The organism is Saccharomonospora saliphila YIM 90502, assembly GCF_000383795.1.
Taxonomy (GTDB): domain Bacteria; phylum Actinomycetota; class Actinomycetes; order Mycobacteriales; family Pseudonocardiaceae; genus Saccharomonospora; species Saccharomonospora saliphila.
Genome location: NZ_KB912603.1, coordinates 37,711 through 42,082, shown reverse-complemented (window position 1 = coordinate 42,082; position 4,372 = coordinate 37,711). Strand labels below are relative to the sequence as shown.

Here is a 4,372-nt window from a genome sequence, read left to right as displayed (position 1 = left end):
CGCCGCGCTCGACGCCGCCATCGAGCGCGGCGGGTCGGCCGCGCGGCTGCTCACCGCCGCGCTCGGGCTGTCCTGACCGTGTCCGGTGGCCGGACCCACCGGACACGCTCACCCCACCGGCGCGACGTCCGGAATGCCGTCCTCGGGCGGCGGCGCGTGCTCACCCTCCAGCGGGGTGATCGGGGCGTCGCCGTTGTCGGTGACCTGGACGGGCGCGAGTTCGATGGAGGACTCACCCGTGATCTCCGCGACGCGGACTCCGCCGACTCCGGCGTGCGAGTCCGGCCCGTAGCGGAACGGCGCCAGCGTCGGACCCGCGAACTCTCCCCCCGCCCGTTCGAGGGCGTCGACCAGACCCTCCCGCGTCAGTTCGGGACCGGCCGCCTGCAACGCCTGGACGAAGGTGTAGGCCTGCGCCATGCCGTAGACGCGGTAGTTGGTCAGCTCGCCCTCGCCACCGTGCTCGGACCAGACCTTGCGCCACAGGCGCACCCACGGGTCGTCGGTGTCGTCCACCCCGGCCAGGTACTCGGTCGTGATCGCGCCGTCCAGCGACCCGGCGTCGTCGACGGCGCCCTCGGAGAAGCGCGCCAGCAGCGACCCGACCAACGCCGGGTCCGAGCCGACATTGCTGTAGACCCACTGCGGCTCGAAGCCGAGCCGCATCGCCGCGAGCTGGCTCAGCGCGGTGTACGAGGGCACGGTGAACCCGACGACGAGGTCGACATCGGCCGCCTGCAGCGCGCTGAGCTGGGGCGCGACGTCGTTGTTGGTGGGCGCGTAGCGCTCGGTGGCCACGATCTGGTCGTCGAGGTAGGCACGCAGACCCTTCTCGCCGTCCTCGCCGAAGTCGTCGTCCTGGAGGAAGAGGCCGACACGGGCGTCGGGGTGGTTCTCGGCGAGGTACTTGCCGATGATCTTGCCTTCGATCTCGTAGTCGCTCTGCCAGCCGAACGTGCGCGGGTAGGTCTCCGGCTGGTCCCACAGCAGCGACCCGGAGGAGACGAACAGGTCGGGGACCTCGTTGTCGTCGAGGAAGTCCAGCACCGCGCTGTGCGTGGGGGTGCCCAGCCCGCCGAGCATCGCGAAGATCTCGTCCTGCAACACCAGTTCGTTGACGACCTGGCTGGTGTTGGTGGGGTTGTAGGCGTCGTCGCGGTAGACGTAGTCGATGGTCCGGCCGTGCACGCCACCGTTGGCGTTGACGTAGTCGAAGTAGGCCTTCGTGCCGGTCGGGATGTCGCTGTAGCCCGGGGCCGCGACGCCCGTGAGGGGGAAGTGCCCGCCGACGGTGACGCTGTCCCCGGTCACTCCGACCTCGCCACCGCCGTCGCTTTCGGACCGACCGCCCGCACCGCAGGCCGAGGCCGTCAGTGCCACGATCGCGGCCAGCGCGGTCACCACCGCGCCACGCCGCCGCAGCCGCTGTCTCATTCGGTTCCTCCTTCGTCGTCGCCCCGGCCCTCGTGGCCCGGAACACCTCCACCCGGGCGCCGCACCCGGCGTCGCCACAGCCCGCGCAGCAGGCCCATCGCCCCGCCCGGGGCCAGCAGGATCACCAGCACGAGCACCACGCCGTAGACCAGCGGCGCCAGCTCCGCGGCCTGCACGCCGGTGAGCCCGGCGGCGGTGCCGAGGTCGGTCACCGCGGGCGGCAGGAACACCAGCAGTGCGCTGCCCAGCAGCGCACCACCGAGGCTGCCCAGTCCCCCCACGACCACGGCGGTCAGCAGGGACAGTGACAGCACGATCGTGAACCCGCTCGGCGCGGCGAGCCGCACGACCATGGCCAGCACCGACCCGGCGAGCCCGGCGCAAGCCGCGCTGACGACGAAGGCGAGCACCCGCGTGTGCCCCAGGCGCACACCGGACAGTTCCGCGGCCACCTCGTCGTCGCGCACGGCACGCCAAATTCGGCCGTACCGGCTCGCGATCAGGTTCGCCAGCAGCAGCATCACCACCAGCAACGTGCCCCAGCCGAGATAGGCGAGGTACTTCTGGCTGCCGAGATCGTTGCCGGTGAGGAAGAACATCGCGTCGTCGAACCAGGCCGGGGCCGTCGGGGCGGCCACGGGCAGCCCCTGCTCGCCGCCCAGCACGCTGTCGAAGTAGACGGCCAGTCCCGGTGTCCCCACCGCGAACGCGAGCGTGGCGCCCGCGAGGTACGGACCGTGCAGGCGGGAGGCCGCCGCTCCCACGACGATGCCGACCAGCGCGGTGGCCGCCGCGGCGAGCACCATCACCACAGGGAAGGGCAGGCCGTCGTCGCCGAGCAGCAGCCCGGTGGTGTAGGCGCCCACGGCCATCAGGGCTCCGTGCCCGAGCGAGATCTGCCCGTTCAACCCGGTCAGCACGGTGAGGCCGACGGCGGCGATGGCGTAGTAGGACATCGTGGCGAGCTGCGAGGCACGGAACGAGCCGGTGTTCTCCAGCACCAGCACGACCACCACGAGCGCGGCGAGCACGGCGAGCACGTGCCTCGGCAGCGGCGAACGCGGGATGAGGCGGCGCGCGGCCGCGGTGAGCGCGGTCATCAGACCTTCCTTTCGGCCGCGTGGCTGAACAGTCCCTGCGGGCGCACCAGCAGCACCCCGACGAGAATGGCGAGCGCGGCGAGGGTCACCAGCTCACTACCGAGGTATCCGGACACGAACGACAGCACGAGGCCCATCACCAGGCCGCCGACCACCGCGCCGCCGGGGCTGTCCAGGCCGCCCAGAACCGCGGCCACGAACCCGAACACGATGACCGGCTCCATGTAGGCGGGGTGGATGAGGCTGCCGCCCGCGATGAGCAATCCCGCCAGGGAGCCGACCACGGCGGCGAACGCCCAGCCGAGCGTGAGCATGCGGCCGACACGCACCCCGAGCAGGCGGGAGACCTCCTGACTGAACGCCGAGGCCCGCATCCGCAGGCCCAGGTCGGTGAAGCGGAACAGGGCCACCAGCGCCAGCATCACCACCAGCACCGCGACGACGACGAACGCGCTGAACGGGGTGAAGGCGACCGTGGTCTCTCCGATCCGGAACCCGCGCAGGTCGAACGGCGCGGGGAAGGACTCGTAGGACGAGCCGAACAGGATGGCCGCGAGTGCCTGGATGGCGATGAACAAACCGAGTGTGACGATCACCGCGTTCAGCTCGGGCCCGCCCTCGACCGGCCGGATCACCACGCGTTCGACGGCGGCGCCGAGCACGAGACCGCCCACAAGGGCCGCCGCGAAGCCGACCCAGTACGACTGTCCACTCTCGATCAGCATGAGCGCGAGGTAGGTGGTGAACATGGCCATCGCGCCCTGCGCGAAGTTGATGACGCGGGTGGAGCGCCAGATCAGCACCAGCGCCAGCGCGAAGGCCGCGTAGATGGCGCCCTGGCTGAGCCCGTTGAGGGTGAGGTTGACGAATTGCTGCATCGGGTGCTTCGACTCCTCCCGGGAGCGGTCAGAAACCGAGGTAGGCGTGGCGGAGGTCGTCGTCGGCGGCCAGCGCCGCCGCGTCGGCGGAGGCGACCACCCTGCCGAGGCTCAGCACGAACCCGGTGTCGGCGATGGAGAGCGCGCTGCGCGCGTTCTGTTCCACCAGCAGCACCGTCAGCCCCGCCCGGTCCACGAGATCGCGGACGACGCCGAAGATCTGCGCGACGACGCGCGGCGCCAGCCCCAGTGACGGCTCGTCCAGCAGCAGCACTTCCGGTGCCGACAGCAGGGCCCTGCCGAGCACCAGCATCTGGCGTTCGCCTCCCGACAGCGAGCTGGCGCGCTGCCTTCGGCGCTGGGCCAGCGCTGGGAACAGCTCGTACACCGCGTCGAGGTCCATCCGGCGTTCGGCGGACGCGCGCCGCGCGCCGCCCAGCAGCACGCCGAGCCGCAGGTTCTCCTCGACGTCGAGTTCGGTGATCACACCCCGGCCCTCCGGGACGTGCGCGACGCCGGCCCTGGCGACGCTCTCGGCGGGCACGCCGGTCAGTTCCCGGCCGCCGAGCCGCACGCTCCCCGATTCGGGGCGGACCAGGCCGGACACCGTGCGCAGCAGCGTGGTCTTGCCCGCGCCGTTGGCGCCGAGCACCGCCGTGATCTCGCCGGGCCGGGCACGCAGGCTCACCGCGTCGAGCGCCACGACGGGGCCGTAACGGCTCGTCAGCTTCCGCACCGCCAACTCCGGCTCGTTGACCGGGGTCGGCGGGCTGGTCACGGCGTCCATAGCGGCTCCTACGACGGTCGATGCTTCGGTGCGCACCGACGGTAGGAGGCGCGGGAGGCCGGGTCGTTGTCGAATGGGATAACGTCGTACGGGCACACTTGTCCTGTACGACAACCCGCGTCGCCGTGATCGCCGTGTCGAGCACGAGCGCGCCGGCCATCAGCACAGCGGCC

General features: G+C 71.7%; 4 protein-coding genes. All 4 read right to left on the bottom strand.

All coding sequences use genetic code 11. The annotated features are described in order from the left end of the window. Positions 1 to 108 precede the first annotated feature (108 nt). From SACSA_RS0101755 to SACSA_RS0101740, 4 genes are read right to left on the bottom strand one after another with little or no spacing between them, the layout of a single operon-like run. Complete coding sequence (locus SACSA_RS0101755) at positions 109 to 1,434, bottom strand: ABC transporter substrate-binding protein (protein ID WP_019813033.1); 1,326 nt, start codon at positions 1,432 to 1,434, stop codon at positions 109 to 111. After that, positions 1,431 to 2,534 (bottom strand): branched-chain amino acid ABC transporter permease, encoded by a 1,104-nt coding sequence (locus SACSA_RS0101750; protein WP_019813032.1) that lies wholly within the window; start codon positions 2,532 to 2,534, stop codon positions 1,431 to 1,433. The genes SACSA_RS0101755 and SACSA_RS0101750 overlap by 4 nt, the downstream gene beginning before the upstream one ends. Further along, positions 2,534 to 3,412 (bottom strand): branched-chain amino acid ABC transporter permease, encoded by an 879-nt coding sequence (locus tag SACSA_RS0101745; RefSeq protein WP_019813031.1) that lies wholly within the window; start codon positions 3,410 to 3,412, stop codon positions 2,534 to 2,536. Before SACSA_RS0101745 ends, SACSA_RS0101750 begins: the two co-directional genes overlap by 1 nt. A gap of 28 nt (positions 3,413 to 3,440) precedes the next feature. Beyond that, positions 3,441 to 4,199 (bottom strand): ABC transporter ATP-binding protein, encoded by a 759-nt coding sequence (locus SACSA_RS0101740; protein ID WP_019813030.1) that lies wholly within the window; start codon positions 4,197 to 4,199, stop codon positions 3,441 to 3,443. Positions 4,200 to 4,372: the final 173 nt, after the last annotated feature.